The sequence below is a fragment of the Leifsonia sp. YAF41 genome, assembly GCF_052113185.1.
Classification (GTDB): domain Bacteria; phylum Actinomycetota; class Actinomycetes; order Actinomycetales; family Microbacteriaceae; genus Cryobacterium.
Map to the genome: position 1 here is coordinate 56,158 of NZ_JBFRCS010000003.1, position 16,644 is coordinate 72,801.

Below are 16,644 nucleotides of genomic sequence, written 5' to 3' on the forward strand. Positions count from 1 at the left end.
CCGTCTTCGTCGGGCGGGGCGGCGGTCGATGCACGGGGATATGCTGGCGCCAGGTCGGCCATGAGTCGCGCCGGCGGAATCGAGTATCCCTATGTTTACCGTTCGAGTTGAGCACGTCGTCGCCAGTTACGACGCGTGGAAGACCATGTTCGACAACGACCCACTTGACCGACGAGAGTCTGGCGCGAAGTCCTACCGGATCATGCGGCCGGTCGATGACAAGGGTGCGGTCATGATCGACCTCGACTTCGACACGCGCGCCCAGGCGGATGCCATGGTGGTGGCGTTGCACCGTCTCTGGGAGGGGCCGGCCGCCGAGATGCTGGTCGATCCGAAGGCGCAGGTCGCTGAAATCGTGGAGGCGTCGGTCGTCTAGAGTGCCGCCGCAACCGCCCGCCCGGCCACACGACCCGAGAACAGGCATCCGCCGAGGAACGTGCCCTCGAGCGAGCGGTAGCCGTGCACGCCTCCGCCGCCGAAGCCGCTCGCCTCGCCGGCCGCATAGAGACCGGGCACCGGTTGGCCGTCGGCGCCGAGCGCCCGCGCCGAGAGATCCGTCTCGATGCCGCCGAGGCTCTTGCGGGTGAGAATGTGCAGCTTCACCGCGATCAGCGGTCCGGCTGCCGGGTCGAGGAGCTTGTGCGGACTGGCCACTCTGATCAACTTGTCGCCGCGATAGTGGCGCGCCTGCCGGATCGCGTTGATCTGGGCATCCTTTGAGAAATCGTTGTCGACCTCCCGGTCGCGCGCGGCGATCTCCCGTTCGATGCGTTCGAAGTCGAGGGCGACCTCGGGGGAGAGCTCCTGCATTCCGGCCAGCAGCTCAGGGAGGGTGTTGGCGACAACGAAGTCGACGCCCTTCTCCTTGAACGCCTCGACCGGACCAGGCGCGCCGGGAGCAACACGCTTGGCGAGGAGTTTCAGGTCTTTGCCGGTCAGATCGGGGTTCTGCTCGCTGCCGGACAGCGCGAACTCCTTCTCGATGATCTTCTGGGTGAGCACAAACCAACTGTGCTCATACCCGGTCTGCAGAATGTGTTCAAGCGTGCCGAGGGTGTCGAATCCCGGAAAAAGCGGGCCGGGAAGTCGCTTGCCCGTCGCGTCGAGCCACAGCGATGACGGGCCGGGAAGAATTCGGATGCCGTGGGCCGCCCAGACCGGATTCCAATTGGTGATTCCCTCGGTGTAGTGCCACATTCGGTCGCCGTTGATCAGGCGGGCCCCGGCCTTTTCGGCGATGCCGAGCATCAAGCCGTCGACGTGCGCAGGGACCCCGGAGAGCAAATGCGCCGGGGGAGTGCCCATCCGTTTCGGCCACTGTTCGCGCACCAAGTCGTGGTTGCCGCCGATGCCGCCGCTCGTGACGATCACTGCCGAGGCGCGCAGTTCGAAGTCACCGACCACCTCGCGGGAGCTCGCTTCACCCCTCGCGGCATTCGACTCGGCCAGTCTGCTGCCACGCACACCGACGACCGCGGCGCCCGGCCCCGTGCCCTCCAGAATGAGTTCCTCGACCCGGTGTCGGTGCAGTGCGGTGACGAATCCGGCCTGCACGCCCTCGCGCACCCGGGTGATGAAAGGTTCAAGCACGCCGGGGCCGGTGCCCCAGGTGATGTGAAAGCGAGGCACAGAGTTGCCGTGTTCGAGGGCGGTGTATCCGCCGCGCTCGGCCCACCCGACGACGGGAAAGAAACGCACACCTTTCTCGTGCAGCCAGGCACGTTTCTCACCGGCGGCGAAGTCAAGGTAGGCCTCGGCCCAGCGCCTCGGCCAGGCGTCTTCTTCGCGGTCGAAGCCGGCACTGCCATACCAGTCCTGGGTGGCGAGCGCGAGGGAATCCTTGACGCCCATGCGGCGTTGCTCGGGGGAGTCGATCAGAAAGAGTCCGCCGAATGACCACCAGGCCTGGCCGCCCAGCGAGGCGGCGGGCTCCTGGTCGACAAGCAGCACGCGTTTGCCGGCATCCACCAGCTCAGCCGTGGCGACGAGCCCGGCGAGGCCGGCCCCCACAACGATGACATCGGCTTCAGTGGGCGGGTACGACATGCGTGTCTCCTTCGTCACAGTGTGTGCCGAGTCTAGAGCGCGGCACACACTGTGAACGGAAGGCGCGGGTCAGCGTGCCGAGTAGGCGCCGTCGACGAGGTGGTAGCTGCCGGTGATGAATGAGGCGTCGTCGGAAAGCAGGAAGACCACGAGGGCGGCGACCTCATCGGCCGTGCCGAGGCGTCCGATCGGGTGCAGAGCGACGAGGCCGTCGAGCAGGGCCTGCGGCGCGGAGGAGAGCAGCGGGGTGTCGATGTAGCCGGGGCCGACCGCGTTCACGCGGATGCCGTGGGGCGAGACTTCGAGAGCGGCCGACTTGGTCAGGCCGACGACGGCGTGCTTGGCCGACACGTATGCGGCCGAGTTCGCCTGACCGTTGGTGCCGAGGATCGAGGAGAGATTGACGACCGAGCCGGTGCCGCGGCTCATCATGTGGGCCAGCTGGTGGTGCAGACCGTAATAGACGCCATTGAGGTTGATGTCGATGACGCGGCGCCAGTTTTCGAGGGTGCCTTCTGCGATCGACTCCTGGCCGCCACCGATTCCGGCGTTGTTCACCGCGTGGTCGAGCTGGCCATAGGTCGCGATGGCGAAATCGACGGCCTTCTTCGAATCCTCTTCACGCGCGGTGTCCTGCTGCAGCGCCTCGGCGGTTCCGCCGGCGGCGCGAATCTCCGCGACGACGCGCTCGGCTCCGGCCAGGTTGATGTCCGTCACGACGACGGATGCGCCGGCTGCGGCCAGGCGCTTGGACACTGCCTCGCCGATGCCAGAGCCTCCGCCGGTGACCAGTGCGACGCGTGAATTGAATGATGACATTGAGTACCTTCCGTTTGGCTACATGTGTAGTTGAAACAAGACTACGCTCGTGTGCCAGAGTCTTCAATGCGATAGTCGCTTCTCAAAGGAGTTCAGGATGGATGTTCGCGCCGAGCGCACCGTCACGGCACTGTACGGGGCGATTCTGTCGTTGGCCGAAACTCACGATGTGGCCGAACTCACCGCGTCGCAGGTCGCCCAGGCCGCCGGCATCAACCGCGTCACCTTTTACAACCACGCATCGTCACCGGCGCAGTTGCTTGTTGATGCGTTGCGGGTTGAGCTCGACGACATCCGGCAGCGCTTTCTGATTTCGTCGGGGGAGTCGCCTTTGCAGAGCACCGCACGTCGGACGACATTGGCTGTCGCAGCCCACATGATCGAGCGGCGCGCGGTGTACCGGCGGTCCCTGCCAGCCGACGCCCATGGGATCCTCGCCGACTTTCTGAGCGAGCATTTCGCCGCCTCTGTGCGGTTGTTGTTGGCCGATCGCCCGAACGTTCACATCGGGTCATCTCGTCGTTCCCCGGTTTCCGCCCCGGTCTTCTCTGAGGCGACTGCGCAGTTCGTCGCGCACGGCTGCATCGGTGCGTTCGCGGTCTGGCTGCACACCGACGACCCGCTGATTCCCGCAGACGTCGTCGATCTCATTGAAGACCTGATGCCGGCCTGGTGGTCGGCGGCCGACGACGCTTCCTCGCGCTGAGTCGAAGACTCTCAATATGGAAATTCCGCCCCCGCATCCCCTCACCAGAGAGAAGGCGACCTAGGATCACCGTATGAGACGACATTCTTTTCTGACCGTCACTCTCGCGGTGATGGGGCTGACGGCAGGCCTCACGGCGTGCACCGCTGGTCCGGTTCCGACGACGAGCGATTCCGCCCCCACGTCGCCCGCCACGTCGACCCCCAGCCCCACGTCCAAGTCGGAGACCGCTGGCGCCTGGCAACAGCAGTTCCTTGACGGAGGAGACAACCTCGTCCGCTGGGGAGATGACGTCAGCCCGCACATCATTCTCTCCACGTACGGCAGCGGGACCTGCCCAACGACGCCGGCAACATTGGAACTGACCAACTCCACGACAATCACCGTGACACTCGCGCCACCGCCCACCGGCCCGTGCACAGCGGATTACCGCCGTACCTCATTCGCAGCTGAGCAACCTCAGAATCTCGACCTGTCCCAGGTGATTACCGTCATTGTCGACGGAAAACCGTATGGAACTCTTCCCGCACTGACCAGCTGAGATGAGTGACCGCAAGCGAAAACTCGCACTCCCGGCCCTCATGATGCTGTGCCTGTCGGCCGCTGCCACCGGATGCGCCGGGATTCCGGGCGGTGCGCCAAGCTCGGTACCCACCTCGACCTCTTCTGTCGGCGCATCGGTTACGCCCAGCGCCGGGCCGACCGGAACGCCGACATCCGCTGTTCCCGTCCCGACGGCGTCGGCGGCCGGCTGCGCACCGAACGGCGCGAGTGTTCCCGTCGGAGCTACGACGGCCACGATCGAGGACGTCGATGGCGACGACAAGCCAGACGTCGAGTTCTACTCGGAGTCGCCGACATTCGAGTACGGCATTCAGACCGCTTCGGGTGCGACGTTCGCACTTGCCGACGACCTGGCCGGTCCGGGTCGGCACAGTGGCTGGTCAGCACCACTGGAGAGCGGCGTCGTCGTGACCGTTCTCGATGACAGTCGGACAGCAACGCTCCACGCCTTCGTCGGCTGCGCATTTGTGACGACGAAGGGTGTCGACGGAAACCCATACCGGTTCACTCTCAACGGATTCGGTGACTATGGCACCGGCGTCCAATGCAGCAACGGCAACGGCGGGCGCCAACTGCTCGGGGTGCTCGCGACGCAGCAATCGGATGGTCTCTACGACATTGCGCGCACGGTCGTGAACGTGTCGCGCGACGGACTCGTGGCAACCAACGGATCGTTGGCGACCGGAGCGTCTGGCCTGGCGGCCAGCGATCCGCAGGTTGTTCTCGCCTTGACATCGAGGTGTGGTGACATTCCGAAGGTGCAGACGAGCGGGAGATAGCGGGTCGTGTTACGCAGCTGCCGCTTGCGAAATCCGCACCATGTTGCCCGACGGGTCACGGAAAGCGCAGTCGCGGGGTCCCCACGGCTGGTCGATGGGCTCCTGAAGCACTTCGGCTCCCGACGCCCGCAGTCTTTCGAATGTCCCGTCGAGGTCATCGGTACGAAAGACGAGCATTGGCAGCACGCCCTTGGTGAGCAATTCCTGCATGGTGTCGCCATCCGCCTTCGAACGTCCGGCGTGTGGGTCGGAGATCACGATCTCGACATCCGGCTGCGCATCACTGCCGAGTGTCACCCAGCGGTGGTTGCCTGACGCGACATCGTTGCGCACCTCGAGGCCAAGCGCATCGCGGTAGAACGGAAGTGACTCGTCCACGTCGTGGACGGTGATGTTGGTGTAGTGAAGTGAGATTGTMATGACACCAACAGTAGGATCGCCGAGGTTAGACCGCTTCTTGAATCCTGCTCGATCTCGTCTTCATCGGAGCCGGACGCGTGCGCACCTGCGCGACGCAGGAGGGCATCGCCTCGACGGCGTCATGTTCACGGGCGCGGTACGCACTCGGCGTCTCTCCAACCAGTTCACTGAAGCGTGAGCTGAACGAGCCGAGGGACGTACACCCGACTGCCATGCACGCGTCGGTGACGCTGACTCCGGCCCGCAGCAGAGCCATGGCGCGTTCGATCCGGCGGGTCATCACGTAGGCGTAGGGCGTCTCGCCGTACGCTGCCCGGAACTGCCGGGAGAAGTGGGCAGGCGACATCATCGCATGCGCCGCGAGCGACGGTACGTCGAGCGGGAGCGCATAGTCCCGATCGATCAGGTCACGTGCTCGGCGCAGGTGCGCGAGAGTCGCGAGCTCATACGGGGTCATACAGCGAGGCTAGCACTGGGAATCCGGTGCTGCGCGGGAACCTACTCGTCGAATGTGTTGACCATGGCGTGCGCGGCGCGGTCCAGGTAGTCCCACAAAACCTCGCGGTGCAGAGGGGAGATCTCCATCGTGTCGAGCGCATCGCTCATGTGCCCCAGCCAGCGATCGCGGGCATCCGGATTCACCTTGAAGGGCTGGTGCCGCATCCGCAGGCGGGGGTGCCCCCGCTGCTCACTGTAGGTGCCGGGGCCGCCCCAGTACTGCTCCAGGAACATCGTGAAGCGTTCGATCGCCCCGGCGAGATCTTCCTCGGGGTACATCGGCTTGAGCACGGGGTCGCCGGCAACGCCGCGGTAAAACTCGGTGACGAGTGTCGAGAAGAATTCGCGCCCGCCGACCTGCTCGTAGAAGGAGGGGCCGATGGCTGCGCCGTTCTCGCCGTCGCGGAGGTGCACTCCTGTGGGGTCAGGCTTCATGAGGGTTCTCCGGTGGGGTGGCCTTCGGCGTGGGGCGCACGCGAGGCATGGATGCGGGATGTGCGGTCGTTGAGGTCGACGTCGCCGTTTTCGAGGTGCTGGCCGCGGGCGCGTCGGCCGCCGGCGTCGAGCGCTTCGACTTGCGCAGCGGCTTGAGCTCGGGAACGACCGGCATCGGCCGGGTGCGCGGCGGGCGGGCACCCGTGATGCTGTCGGCGCCGTCGAAACCGGTCAGCACAACACTGTTGAGTGACGGGAGCTTGACGCCCATCTCGTCGAGTGCCTTCTTGAGGCGCATCCGCAGCTCGCGCGACACGTCGTCTTTGGTGGACGTGCGCGTCTTGACGACGAGACGGATGAGGAGGGCATCCTCGGCGATCGATTCGAGGCCCCAGACCTCCGGCTTTTCGAGAATGCGGGAGCGCCACTTTCCGGCCGAGGCCATCTCCGTTGCCACGCGCAGGACCTCCGCCTGTACGGCGTCGACGTCCGAGTCGTAGGGCACCGCAAGGTCGATGATCGCCCGAGCCCAGCCCTGGGACATGTTTCCGACGCGCAGAATCTCACCATTGCGCACGAACCAGAGGATGCCGTTCACGTCACGTACCTGCGTGATCCGGATGCCGACGGCTTCGACCATTCCGGTCGCCGGGCCGACATCGACGACGTCGCCGACACCGAGCTGGTCTTCCATCACCATGAACAGGCCGTTGAGCGTGTCCTTGACGATGTTCTGGGCTCCAAAACCGAGACCGGCACCGATCGCGGCGGTCAGGAGAGCGAAGGAACCCAGAATCGTCTGGTCGAGCACGTTCACGATGAGCAGCACCGTCACGACGAGGATGATGACGTTGACGACGTTCGTCAGCACGGAGCCGAGAGTGCGGGTGCGCTGCACCAGTCGAACGGCAGCGAGCGGCGAAACGATGAGCGCCTGCGTGTCGATGGCGTTCTGTTTCTTCTTCGCGCCGGTGACAATCTGCTGCACCACGCGATCGATGACGAAGTGCAAAACCCAGCGCAGGAGGAGCGCGACGACCACGATGATTACGATGGCGATGAGTTTGGGGAAGAACTCCTCGCCGAAAAAGGCGCCGAGGTCTGCCCAGAAAGAGTCAAAATTCATATCCGGTCCAGTCTACTGAGAGCCACCTCGGCAAACCCTGAAGCCGGCCCTCCCTCGTCCCGGCATCCGGCGCGTACCGAAAGCAGGAGTGGAGGTGTGTCGGCACCCCGTCCTCTGCGGAGTAGTCCGGCCGTCGCTGCCGCGACACGCCTCCGTTCCTGATTTTGGACCGCATCAGAGCCGTTGGTCGAGTGTGTCGAGACCCCGTTCGCCGATCTCGAGACCTGGTCACCTGATCGCGACAGGCTCGATCGCCGGGTTAACGACCGACAGGCCCGGCCCCCGGAACACCGGGGATCGAGCCTGTCGAGATCGAACGATCGAGCGAGCGAACTGCTTACTCGGCGTCGCGCGCCTGCACGGCGAGTGCGCGCTCCACGCCGGCGACGTTCTCGATTACCAGGCGGCGGAGAGCCGGCGGCTCGGCATTGGCGTTCAGCCAGGCGTGGGTCGCGTCGACGAGTTCCTGGTTGGCCAACGGCGACGGGTACAGGCCGATGATCAGCTTCTCGGCGATCGCGTAGGCCCGCGACTCCCAGACGGTCTGCAGCGCGTCGAAGTACTTCGCCACGAACGGCTCGAGCAGCGCGGTGTCGTTGGCGCGGAGGAATCCGGCCGCCGTCACCCGAACAATGGTGTTCGGCGCCGTGTCGACGTCGATCAGCGACGACCAAGCGGCGAGCTTGCCCTCTGCGGTCGGAATCGAGGCCCGAGCCTGCGCGGCCGACTGCGCACCGTTGGCGGTGTTGTCGGCCGCCAGTGCGGCGTCGATCTCGGCGGTTCCGGCGCGGCCACCGGCCACGAGGGCGGTGAGCAGCTCCCAGGCCAGGTCGGTGTCGATCTCCAGCGAAGCCAGCGGAGCTGAGCCATCGAGGAGCGCCGCGATCGCGTCAAGCTGTGCGTCGGTGCCGGCGATGGCGGCGAAGAACTTGACGAACTGGAATTGTGCGTCGCTGCCGGCCTCGGCGTTCTGCGCGAGAGCCCAGAGCGCGTCGCCGACCTCGGTGACCGTCGCGGCGCGGTGCGCCTCCGCGACGTACTGCGTCGCGGTCAGCACGACCTGGCCGAGCACCGTGCGGAGCGTCGTCGACTCGGTCTCGGTGGCGATGTTGTTCAGCACCAGGCGCACGAAGTCACGCGGCGACGTTTCGGCGTCGCGAGTCGCATCCCAGGCCGAACCCCAGACGAGTGAGCGGGCCAGCGGGCTTTCGATCGCGGCCAGGTTCTCGATGGCGACAGCCAGTGACGCGTCGTCGAGACGGATCTTCGCATAGGCGAGGTCGTCATCGTTCAGCAGCACGAGGTCGGGACGAGCCTGACCGACGAGCTCGGCGACGTCCGTGCGCACACCGTCGACATCCAGTTCGATGCGGTTCGTGCGCACGAGCGCGCCGTCCCGCATCGTGTAGAAACCGATCGCGAGGCGGTGCGGGCGGATCGTCGGGTAGTCGGCGGCGGCGCTCTGCAGCACGGCGAAGCCGGTGATGATGCCGGATGCGTCCACCTCGATCTCGGGACGCAGCGTGTTCACGCCGGCCGTCTCGAGCCACAGCTTCGTCCACTCCGACAGGTCGCGGCCGCTGGCGGCCTCGAGCTCGACCATGAGGTCGCTCAGTTCGGTGTTGCCCCAGGCGTGCTTCTTGAAGTACGCGGCGACGCCGGTGAAGAAGGCGTCGATGCCGACCCAGGCGACGAGCTGCTTGAGCACCGAACCGCCCTTGGCGTAGGTGATGCCGTCGAAGTTGACGAGCACGTCTTCGAGGTCGTTGATCGTGGCGACGACGGGGTGGGTCGACGGCAGCTGGTCCTGCTTGTAGGCCCAGCTCTTCTCCATCGCGGCGAAGGTGGTCCAGGCTTCGGTCCACTCGGTGGCCTCGGCGGTGGCGATCGTCGACGCCCACTCGGCGAACGACTCGTTCAGCCAGAGGTCGTTCCACCACTTCATGGTGACGAGGTCGCCGAACCACATGTGGGCAAGCTCGTGCAGGATGGTGACGACGCGGCGTTCCTTGATCGCGTCGGTGACCTTTGAGCGGAAGACGTAGCTCTCGGTGAACGTGACGGCGCCGGCGTTCTCCATGGCTCCCGCGTTGAACTCGGGCACGAAGAGCTGGTCGTACTTGTCGAACGGGTAGGCGAAGTCGAACTTCTCCTCGAAGTAGCCAAAGCCCTGACGGGTCTTCTCGAAGATGTAGTCGGCGTCGAGAAACTCCGACAGGCTCTTGCGGCTGAACACGCCGAGCGGGATGGTGCGGCCATCCCGCGAGGTCAGTTCGCTGCGCACGACGGCGTACGGGCCGGCGACGAGCGCGGTGATGTAGCTCGACATGATGTGCGTCGGGGCGAACGCCCAGGTCTTGGCGCCGTTGCCGGCATCGACAGGTTCAGGTGTCGTGGAGTTGGAGACGACTTCCCAGGCGGCCGGGGCGGTCACGGTGAAGGCGAAGGAGGCCTTGAGGTCGGGCTGCTCGAACACCGCGAACATGCGGCGGGAGTCGGGCACCTCGAATTGGCTGTAGAGGTAGACCTCGTTGTCGACGGGGTCAACGAAACGGTGCAGGCCCTCACCGGTGTTGGTGTACTCGGCGTCGGCGACGACGGTCAGCTCGTTCTCGTCGTCGAGATCGTCCAGCTGAATGCGGATGCCGTCGCTCACGACGGCCGGGTCAAGCTCCACGCCGTTGAGGGTGACCGAGTGCACGGTGCGCGTGATGGCGTCGATAAAGGTCGAGGCGCCGGGCGTCGACGCGAACGTCACGGTGGTCGTGCTCGCGAAGGTCTCCGGACCGGTGGTCAGGTCAAGCACGACGTCGTAACTGTGAACGGTGACGAGCGCAGCACGCTCCTGGGCTTCGACCCTGGTCAGGTTTTCTCCGGGCAACGATTTCTCCAATTCAGTTCAGGGAATCACCAGCGCTCGTGGCGCCGGTGCACAGAGATCAAGCCTAGCCATGTCTGGAGGCCGACACCCCGTTTTCTGGGGGTGCAGCAGGGCACAACACAGGCGCCGAATTCACGGAACGAACTCAGCGGTTGAACTGAGCGGTTGAACTGGACGAGTGGGGTGACCGACCTCAGTCGACTGACTCCATTTGCGTGGTGATGAAGTTGTGTTCGGCAGTGGTGAGCGTGATCTCGCCTTCCGGCGTGATCTCGAGGTTGCAGAGCAGGGAGATCTCGGTGACTATATGCACCGGCAGCGGCTCCTCGGGGTGCTCCAGCAGCCAACGCTTGGCCGGGATATCAAGCCCGGGCCACCACCGCTCGATTGACGGTAGTTGTGTCATGTTCATGAGGGTCCTCCTCTGGGCGCACTTCGACAGCACTGAGGCCATCGATGTCTACCTCTCACGATACGCGCGTCAGTTGTGCACGGGCAGGGGCGGTCGGAGGCAGTGGCGCTTCGGCCTGCGCTACATCCATTTCTTGAGTTTGAAGGTGATGTACAGCACGGCGGCGAATGCGAGCATTCCACCGACCGCGAGCGGATACCCGAACGCCCAGTGCAGCTCAGGCATGGTGTCGAAGTTCATTCCATAGACGGCAGCGATCAGGGTGGGGGCGAAGAGAATCGCGGCCCAACCGGAGATCTTCTTCATGTCTTCGTTCTGCCGCTGCGAGACGAGCGTCGCGTTAACGCTCAATATCTGCGACAGGGCATCTCGAAGCTCCGAGACGCGGGCGTCGACCACGGTTAGATGATCGGCAACGTCTTGCAGGTAGGTCTGCAACGCGTCGGGGATGCCATATCGATCAAATCCCTTTCTGAGCGACTCGAGCACGTCGATGAGTGACGAGGTTGCGTGCCTGAGATCGATGACTTCTTGACTCAACCGATAAATGCGCTCTGTGACGGCGGAATCCCCGCTGAACACCTGCCGTTCGATCTGTTCCTTGTCGATCGCCAACCCGCGCAGCACGGGCGTGTAGCCATCGACGATGGCGTCGAGCAACCGGTAGACGACCGCTTCCGGGCCGAGGCTGAGAAGGCTTTCGTTGTCAAGAAGGGTTTTCCCTTCGATGTCGACATCACTGTTCGGGAGAGTCGAATCATCGGTACCGTCTATCCACCGGCCGTCCTGGCACAGTACAGCGACGGCGTTGGGCCGCACGAGGATGTGGAACTCAGAGAAGTCGACCTCTTCAACCTCGTCGACGTAGCGCGCCGACCGCACAACGAGAAACAGCACATCGCCATAGCGCTCCAACTTTGGACGCTGGCCGGCCTGTTGTAAATCCTCGACGAGCACAGGATGCAGGTCCCATGCCTCCGCCAATTCGTCGATGTCTGCACCGGTTGGGGTGGGAAAAAGGCACAACGCGATGCGGCCTGGCGCCGCGACGGAGTACGTGAGGGCCTCCGCTATCGAGGTGTTCAGCGGCGCAGTGGCCAGCCGTCCGTCGACGATGTAGCGGGTGCGTCGAGTCGTCGCAGCGTCGCTGGGCGCGTCGCCCGTGGTGCCACGTCGAAACAGGCCGCTCCGCCGCGGTTGTGCGCCGTCCTGCTGTCGCTGAGGCATCTCATTCGCTTTCGTTGGTTCGGGCGAGGTATCCCTGCAAGCGTAATGTTCGACCGCGATCGCCCGTCGCGAGACACAATGACGCTCAGCGTGAAAGTCGGGTGCGTTTTGAGGAAAAAGGCGTACCGTGCGCTGTAGCAAACGCAGAGCCCCGGGCCTCCGGGCCCCCAACGGAGGAGCAGACAATGCCTGACAAGTCGCCGCACCATCACAACGACAAGAAGCATGGGCTGACCATCAAACAGAAACGCGCGGCCAAGAGGGAAAAGGCCCACCCCTCGGAGGAGGATGTCGATACTATCGCGCATATGAGGAAGCGCACCTAAGCGCGTGAGAAAGCCCCGATGTGCGCTGTGCGGCGAAGAGTGCCGCACAGCGCACTGTGCTGACTACTTGGCGCCAGTCAATCGAGCCGCCAGCGGCAAGGGCTACCAGGTGCCGGGCTTGTAGTCCTTCATGAAGACACCGGTCAGATCTTCGCCGGCCTCGCCGCGCACGATCGGGTCGTAAACCCGCGCCGCGCCGTCCACCAGATCGAGCGGAGCGTGGAAGCCCTCTTCGGCCAAGCGCACCTTGGTCGGGTGAGGCCGCTCGTCGGTGATCCAGCCAGTGTCGACGCTCGTCATCAGAATGCCGTCGCTGAGCATCTCCTTGGCGCTGGTTCGTGTGAGCATGTTCATCGCGGCCTTCGCCATGTTCGTGTGCGGGTGGCCTGGACCCTTGTAGCCGCGACCGAAGACACCCTCCATCGCCGAGACGTTGACGACGTAGGTACGTCGAGCCGGTGACGAGGCCATGGATGCGCGCAGCCGGCTGACGAGGATGAACGGCGCCGTCGTGTTGCAGAGCTGCACTTCGAGCATCTCCAGCGGGTCGACGTCTTCGACGTTCGCCGTCCAGCTGTTCTCCTTGTGCAGATCGGGAACGAGGCCGCCGGCGTCGATGGCGGTGCCTGCGGCGAGGCGGGCCAGCGACGAGGAGCCGGGTGCCAGCGCCAGGTTGGTCAGGTCTTCGGCGGTCAACGGTCCGGCGCCGGCGAGCGACGCAGCGGCCAGAATCGGGTGGCTGGCGACCGAAGCGGCCAGGGCAAGCGGATGCGCATCATTCGTGTGCCCGAAGCTCACGATCTCCGGCATCTCGCCCTCGGGCAGCGGCGACGACTCCGCCTCGACCAGCGGGGAGTAGGAGCCGGGGGAGCGGCGCACGGTCTGCGCAGCGTTGTTGATCAGGATGTCGAGCGGACCCTGCTCGGCCACGGAATCGGCCAGGCCGATCACCTGGGCCGGATCGCGCAGGTCGATGCCGACGATGCGCAGGCGGTGCAGCCAATCGGCGGAGTCGGGCATCGCGGCGAAACGGCGCACCGCGTCGCGCGGGAACCGCGTGGTGATCGTGGTGTGCGCGCCGTCGCGCAACAGCCGCAGCGCGATGTACATGCCGATCTTGGCGCGTCCACCGGTGAGCAGGGCACGTTTTCCGGTGAGGTCCGTGCGGGCGTCACGCTTGGCGTGGCTCATCGCCGCGCAGCTCGGGCAGAGCTGGTGGTAGAACGCGTCAACCAGGGTGTAGCGCTGCTTACAGATGTAGCACGGGCGTGCGACGAGCAGCTCGCCGGCGGTGGGGGCATCCGTGCCCCGTGTCAGCTGGGCGCCACGCGTTTCGTCGTCGATGCGCGTCGGAGCCCCTGTTGCGGTGGCGGCGATGACGTCGCGGTCGGCTTCGGCGATGGCTTGGCGCTTTTCGGCGCGGCGCACGACCTTGACCGACTTGAACATCTTGGCGGTCGCCTGGCGCACGGTCGTGAAGTTGGGGTCGTCGGGGTCGACGTCGGCGAGCGACGCCAAAACCCGCAGGGTGACCTCAAGGTCGTGAGGGTCGATGTGCGAGGCGGTCGCGGGGGATTCAGGCTCCGAGGTCATCAGATAATTCTACGATGACCACGCTGGGAGTCGGCGTTGCATGCAGGAGTCCACGTTTAGGGTTATCGCATGACTGATTCCGTTGAGTTCTGGTTTGACCCGTCGTGCCCCTGGGCCTGGATGACTTCCCGCTGGGTGGATGAGGTGGCCGCGCAGCGCGATCTCGACGTCACCTGGAATGTGATGAGCCTGGCCGTGCTCAACGAGAACAACGATGTCAGCGAGGAATACAAGGCGTTCTTCCCGCGTGCACTCAAGTACACCCGCCTGGTCGCGGCGGCGAAGGAAGTGCACGGCCAAGAGATCGTCAAGCCGCTCTACGACGCGCTCGGAACCCGCATTCACCCCGGCGGCAGCATCGACCCCGACGAGGTCATCCCCGCCGCACTGGCCGAGGTCGGCCTTCCCGCCGAGTTCGCCGCGCACGCCGACAGCGACGCGCATGACCCGCAGATGCGCGCCAGCCACTTCGAAGGAATCAATCGGGTCGGCCAGGATGTCGGCACGCCCGTGATTTCGGTCAACGGCGTCGCCTTTTTCGGCCCGGTGGTTTCGCCCGCGCCGAAGGGCGAGCAAGCCCTCGCGCTCTGGGACGGTGTCGTCGCGGCTGCGGCCTACGACGGATTCTTCGAAATCAAGCGCACGCGCACGCGCGAGCCGATCTTCGACTAACGAGCCAACCCGCCGCATCCGCCCCACCCGCTGCATTACTTCCGCCGAGTTTGACAGTTCCGGTCGAGAATCCCTGTTCTACCAGGCGATCTCGACCGCAACGGTCAAACTCGGCGAGGTCAGCCTCGGCGGGGTCAGTCGTGACGAGCTACGGGAGCGTCAGAATCTCGGCACCACGCTCGGTCACCACGAGAGTGTGCTCAAACTGTGCGGTGATGCTCTTGTCTTTGGTCGTGACCGTCCAGTCGTCGGCCCACATGTCCCACTCGTAGGTGCCGAGGGTGAGCATCGGCTCGATCGTGAAGACCATGCCCGGTTCCATCACCGTGTTGTAGGTCGGCGCGGAGTCGTAGTGGGGGATGATCAGGCCCGAGTGGAAGGCCTCGCCGACGCCATGACCGGTGAAGTCACGCACGACCCCGTAGCCGAAGCGCTTGGCGTAGCTCTCGATGGCGCGACCGATCACGTTCACCTCGCGGCCGGGGGCGACAGCCTTGATGCCGCGGGCGAGCGCCTCACGCGTGCGCTCAACGAGATCGGTGACCTCGGTGCTCGCCTCGCCGACGATGAACGTCATGTTGCTGTCGCCGTGCACACCGTTTTTGAAGGCGGTGATGTCGATGTTCACGATGTCGCCGTTCTCCAGCACCGTGTCGTCGGGGATGCCGTGACAGATCACTTCGTTGACCGAGCTGCAGAGCGACTTGGGGTAACCGCGGTAGCCGAGCGTTGAGGGGTACGCGCCGTGAGCAATCACGAACTCGTGCCCGATGGCATCCAGCTCTTCGGTTGTCACGCCGGGACGCACGGCACGGCCGACGGCCTCGATCGCCTGCGCCGCAATCCGACCCGACTCACGGATCAGCTCGATCTTCTCCGGCGAGTACACGTCGGAGCCGGTGAAGGGCGACGGCCCCTTCTTTCCAACATATTCCGGACGCGGAATAGAAGAAGGGACGGAACGGGTCGCTGAGACCGTTCCAGGAACAAGGTGACCGGCAGAATCCTTAGGCATAGGATCAAGCTTATGGCCGAGGACACTGAGAAACTGTTTTGGTACAATATGCGCACCGGTGACGTCGAGCAAGGCTACGTCTCACCGTCAATCGATCGCGTTGGTCCGTTCAACACGCGCGAGGAGGCTGCGCACGCCCTGGAGAAGCTGCGTGAGAACAGCGCCAAGTGGGCTGAGGAAGACCGCGAAGAGGGTCGCTAGCTACTCATAGTTGTGTTCCGGCGCCGGGTAGGCGCCGGTGGCGACGTCGTCTCTGAACTGATGCACGGCATCCTTCAGAACGTTGCGCACATTCGCGTATTGCTTGACGAATCGGGGAACCCGGCCTTCGCTCATGCCCGCAAAATCGGTCCAGACCATCAGCTGGCCGTCGACATCCGGTCCGGCGCCGACACCGATCGTCGGAATTTCCAGCCGCTTGGTCACTTCGGCGGCCACTGAGCCCGGCACCATCTCCAGCACGACCGCGAACGCGCCGGCATCCTGAACGGCCAGGGCATCTTCGATCAACTTCTCGGCGCCTGAACCGCGGCCCTGGATGAGATGCCCGCCCAGCCCGTGCTCGCTCTGCGGTGTGAAACCGATGTGTGCCATCACCGGGATACCGGCCGAGACGATCCGTTTGATCTGCTTGCGGCTGCGCACCCCGCCCTCGAGCTTGACCGCGTGTGAGTGTGACTCCTTCATGAAGCGCACTGCGGTGTGCAATGCCTCTTCCTTGCCGCCTTCATAGGAACCGAACGGCATGTCGGCAATGACCAGCGCGCGCTTCACGGCCAGCGCCACCGCGCGGGTCAACGGAATGAGCTCGTCAACGGTGACCGGCAGGGTGCTCTCGTAACCGAAGACGTTGTTGCCCGCCGAGTCGCCCACGAGCAGAAAGTCGATGCCGGCCTGATCGAAGATCTGCGCTGTCATCATGTCGTAGCTGGTCAAACCCGTGATCGGGATGCCCTGCTGCTTCGCCGTCTGAAAGTGCCGGGTGCGCACCCGTTTGGGTCCGGCCGGAGCCGCCCCATACGGATTCTGTTCTGAGGGCGTGCTTGAGGCGTCTGACGCTGTCATCTCTGGCATGAGTTCAGTGTAGTCACGGCCCGTTTTCGCTCGTAAACCAGGACAGAGCAA

At 64.7% G+C, this 16,644-nt stretch carries 19 protein-coding genes; 7 read left to right on the plus strand and 12 right to left on the minus strand.

Annotated elements, in window-relative coordinates; all coding sequences use genetic code 11:
- Positions 1-91 precede the first annotated feature (91 nt).
- On the plus strand, positions 92-376 hold the full coding sequence (locus tag AB4Y63_RS03730) for a hypothetical protein (protein WP_441789701.1): 285 nt from the start codon (positions 92-94) through the stop codon (positions 374-376).
- Here AB4Y63_RS03730 and AB4Y63_RS03735 read toward each other — a convergent pair.
- Together AB4Y63_RS03735 and AB4Y63_RS03740 are read right to left on the minus strand one after the other, a co-directional pair.
- Positions 373-2,046 carry an FAD-binding dehydrogenase gene (locus tag AB4Y63_RS03735; protein ID WP_441789702.1) on the minus strand — a complete coding sequence of 558 codons (1,674 nt, stop codon included), beginning with the start codon at positions 2,044-2,046 and terminating at the stop codon, positions 373-375. The genes AB4Y63_RS03730 and AB4Y63_RS03735 overlap by 4 nt on opposite strands.
- A gap of 69 nt (positions 2,047-2,115) precedes the next feature.
- Positions 2,116-2,865, minus strand: a complete 750-nt coding sequence (locus AB4Y63_RS03740) for an SDR family NAD(P)-dependent oxidoreductase (protein ID WP_441789703.1) — start codon at positions 2,863-2,865, stop codon at positions 2,116-2,118.
- A 97-nt stretch (positions 2,866-2,962) separates the two neighbouring features.
- On the opposite strand from AB4Y63_RS03740, the gene AB4Y63_RS03745 reads away from it, so the two are divergent.
- From AB4Y63_RS03745 to AB4Y63_RS03755, 3 genes are all read left to right on the plus strand, one after another.
- The gene (locus AB4Y63_RS03745) at positions 2,963-3,571 is read left to right on the plus strand and encodes a TetR/AcrR family transcriptional regulator (protein ID WP_441789704.1); all 609 of its coding nucleotides are present in this window, start codon (positions 2,963-2,965) and stop codon (positions 3,569-3,571) included.
- Between the two features lie 73 nt (positions 3,572-3,644).
- Positions 3,645-4,112, plus strand: coding sequence for a hypothetical protein (locus AB4Y63_RS03750; protein ID WP_441789705.1), 468 nt, complete (start codon positions 3,645-3,647; stop codon positions 4,110-4,112).
- Position 4,113: 1 nt separating this feature from the next.
- A complete protein-coding gene (locus tag AB4Y63_RS03755) occupies positions 4,114-4,914 on the plus strand; it encodes a hypothetical protein (protein WP_441789706.1) in 801 nt (266 codons plus the stop codon).
- 9 nt (positions 4,915-4,923) lie between these two features.
- On the opposite strand, the gene AB4Y63_RS03760 is transcribed toward AB4Y63_RS03755, so the two are convergent.
- The 7 genes from AB4Y63_RS03760 to AB4Y63_RS03790 all read right to left on the minus strand — a co-directional run bounded on the left by AB4Y63_RS03760 (position 4,924) and on the right by AB4Y63_RS03790 (position 11,913).
- The gene (locus AB4Y63_RS03760) at positions 4,924-5,334 is read right to left on the minus strand and encodes a VOC family protein (RefSeq protein WP_441789921.1); all 411 of its coding nucleotides are present in this window, start codon (positions 5,332-5,334) and stop codon (positions 4,924-4,926) included.
- Positions 5,335-5,359: 25 nt separating this feature from the next.
- Positions 5,360-5,791, minus strand: coding sequence for a helix-turn-helix transcriptional regulator (locus AB4Y63_RS03765; RefSeq protein WP_441789707.1), 432 nt, complete (start codon positions 5,789-5,791; stop codon positions 5,360-5,362).
- Between the two features lie 41 nt (positions 5,792-5,832).
- Positions 5,833-6,267, minus strand: coding sequence for a globin (locus AB4Y63_RS03770; protein ID WP_441789708.1), 435 nt, complete (start codon positions 6,265-6,267; stop codon positions 5,833-5,835).
- Positions 6,257-7,393 carry a mechanosensitive ion channel family protein gene (locus tag AB4Y63_RS03775; protein WP_441789709.1) on the minus strand — a complete coding sequence of 379 codons (1,137 nt, stop codon included), beginning with the start codon at positions 7,391-7,393 and terminating at the stop codon, positions 6,257-6,259. The genes AB4Y63_RS03770 and AB4Y63_RS03775 overlap by 11 nt, the downstream gene beginning before the upstream one ends.
- A gap of 337 nt (positions 7,394-7,730) precedes the next feature.
- A complete protein-coding gene (gene pepN, locus AB4Y63_RS03780) occupies positions 7,731-10,274 on the minus strand; it encodes an aminopeptidase N (protein WP_441789710.1) in 2,544 nt (847 codons plus the stop codon).
- A gap of 193 nt (positions 10,275-10,467) precedes the next feature.
- Entirely contained in the window at positions 10,468-10,686 is a 219-nt protein-coding gene (locus AB4Y63_RS03785) for a hypothetical protein (protein ID WP_441789711.1), read from the minus strand.
- A 120-nt stretch (positions 10,687-10,806) separates the two neighbouring features.
- Positions 10,807-11,913 carry a magnesium and cobalt transport protein CorA gene (locus AB4Y63_RS03790; protein ID WP_441789712.1) on the minus strand — a complete coding sequence of 369 codons (1,107 nt, stop codon included), beginning with the start codon at positions 11,911-11,913 and terminating at the stop codon, positions 10,807-10,809.
- A gap of 185 nt (positions 11,914-12,098) precedes the next feature.
- Here AB4Y63_RS03790 and AB4Y63_RS03795 point away from each other — a divergent pair, with 185 nt between their 5' ends.
- On the plus strand, positions 12,099-12,239 hold the full coding sequence (locus AB4Y63_RS03795) for a hypothetical protein (RefSeq protein ID WP_441789713.1): 141 nt from the start codon (positions 12,099-12,101) through the stop codon (positions 12,237-12,239).
- A 102-nt stretch (positions 12,240-12,341) separates the two neighbouring features.
- On the opposite strand, the gene AB4Y63_RS03800 is transcribed toward AB4Y63_RS03795, so the two are convergent.
- On the minus strand, positions 12,342-13,832 hold the full coding sequence (locus AB4Y63_RS03800; protein ID WP_441789714.1) for an SDR family NAD(P)-dependent oxidoreductase: 1,491 nt from the start codon (positions 13,830-13,832) through the stop codon (positions 12,342-12,344).
- 69 nt (positions 13,833-13,901) lie between these two features.
- Between AB4Y63_RS03800 and AB4Y63_RS03805 the strand changes: the two genes are divergently transcribed.
- Positions 13,902-14,504: a mycothiol-dependent nitroreductase Rv2466c family protein gene (locus AB4Y63_RS03805; RefSeq protein ID WP_441789715.1), complete on the plus strand. Its 603-nt coding sequence runs from the start codon at positions 13,902-13,904 to the stop codon at positions 14,502-14,504.
- A gap of 148 nt (positions 14,505-14,652) precedes the next feature.
- On the opposite strand, the gene map is transcribed toward AB4Y63_RS03805, so the two are convergent.
- On the minus strand, positions 14,653-15,519 hold the full coding sequence (map, locus tag AB4Y63_RS03810) for a type I methionyl aminopeptidase (RefSeq protein WP_441789716.1): 867 nt from the start codon (positions 15,517-15,519) through the stop codon (positions 14,653-14,655).
- A 12-nt stretch (positions 15,520-15,531) separates the two neighbouring features.
- On the opposite strand from map, the gene AB4Y63_RS03815 reads away from it, so the two are divergent.
- Positions 15,532-15,720 (plus strand): SPOR domain-containing protein, encoded by a 189-nt coding sequence (locus AB4Y63_RS03815; protein ID WP_441789717.1) that lies wholly within the window; start codon positions 15,532-15,534, stop codon positions 15,718-15,720.
- On the opposite strand, the gene panB is transcribed toward AB4Y63_RS03815, so the two are convergent.
- Positions 15,721-16,584, minus strand: a complete 864-nt coding sequence (gene panB, locus AB4Y63_RS03820) for a 3-methyl-2-oxobutanoate hydroxymethyltransferase (RefSeq protein WP_441789922.1) — start codon at positions 16,582-16,584, stop codon at positions 15,721-15,723.
- Positions 16,585-16,644 lie beyond the last annotated feature (60 nt).